The sequence below is a fragment of the Mesorhizobium sp. CA15 genome (genome assembly GCF_020165215.1).
Lineage (GTDB): Bacteria > Pseudomonadota > Alphaproteobacteria > Rhizobiales > Rhizobiaceae > Mesorhizobium.
This window is the reverse complement of sequence record NZ_JAIUHQ010000046.1, coordinates 1-1,066: the sequence shown is the minus strand read 5'-3', so window position 1 is coordinate 1,066 and position 1,066 is coordinate 1. Positions and strand designations below refer to the sequence as shown.

The window sequence follows — 1,066 nt, the reverse complement described above, 5'->3', positions numbered from 1 at the left end:
AAAGTTAAAAAACGGGTCTGGGTATTTTTTGCTGAAGGACAGCGTTCCCTGCCCCATCCCCACTTACCGAAAAAGATGCGCACCGCGCCGCTCCTTCGAACGTGACCTTTACCCAGGCGGCGGCGGGGTTCAACCACGATCGTATCGGCGAAAGCCCTATCCGGACTCTATCCCCGGACGTTGTTGCACAAATGACACGATTTGGCCTCACTCCGAAAGTTCTCATTAACCAATAAGGCCTTGCAGCCGGTCGAATCCGGCGATGGACGGCCGAAATTGCGGCGCCAGTCCCGAGTCGCCGGGCAGGGAATCGCCATGGAATCGCCGCATGGCTCCGCCCGCCGAGCTGCACCATGCCGAATTTTCGGCGATTATGGCGCCGGCTTGTTGATTGTGCCGGCGCTTTTCTTTATCCAGCGGCGCGACGGAGAGGTGGCCGAGTGGTCGAAGGCGCTCCCCTGCTAAGGGAGTAGAGGTCAAAAGCTTCTCGTGGGTTCGAATCCCATCCTCTCCGCCATCCTGCTTCGCGCTACGCGCTTCGCAGGACAAGCCCCAACAGTTCGCGCGAAGCAGGATGGCGGAGAGGATGCCCTCCGAAGCCTTGGCGTAGGAGGGCCGGTTCGTTCGGCATGCGCTACGCGCTACGCACCATCCAACGAATCCCGCGCAAATATAGGATTTGGCAGTACCCCAGGCGCGAAGCAGGATGTCCTCCGAAGCCGCAGCGAAAGGGGCCGAGCTCTGTGGTACGTGTATCTTCTGGAAAGCGAGGCTTCGGAAGGCGAGCGCTATATCGGCGTGACATCCGACCTGAACCGACGGATGGCCGAGCACAATGCTGGGAAGTCCAGTCACACTTCCAAATTTCTCCCGTGGCGAATCGTGACCTACTTGGCCTTTTCGAGCCAGGCGAAGGCGGCTTCATTCGAGCGCTATCTCAAATCCGGATCCGGCCACGCGTTCGCCAGCAAACGCCTTTGGTAGAATTCACCAGAGCAAAAAAGTAGCAATAACAAAGCACTGGCGTTGATGGCGGTCGAATGAAGTCGACTCTTCCGTTCGATTC

At 58.3% G+C, this 1,066-nt stretch carries 1 protein-coding gene and 1 tRNA gene; both read left to right on the top strand.

What is annotated here, in order from left to right; all coding sequences use genetic code 11:
- Positions 1 to 426 precede the first annotated feature (426 nt).
- Positions 427 to 517, top strand: a tRNA-Ser gene (locus LB515_RS28060).
- Positions 518 to 741: 224 nt separating this feature from the next.
- Positions 742 to 984 (top strand): GIY-YIG nuclease family protein, encoded by a 243-nt coding sequence (locus tag LB515_RS28055; protein WP_224709685.1) that lies wholly within the window; start codon positions 742 to 744, stop codon positions 982 to 984.
- Positions 985 to 1,066: the final 82 nt, after the last annotated feature.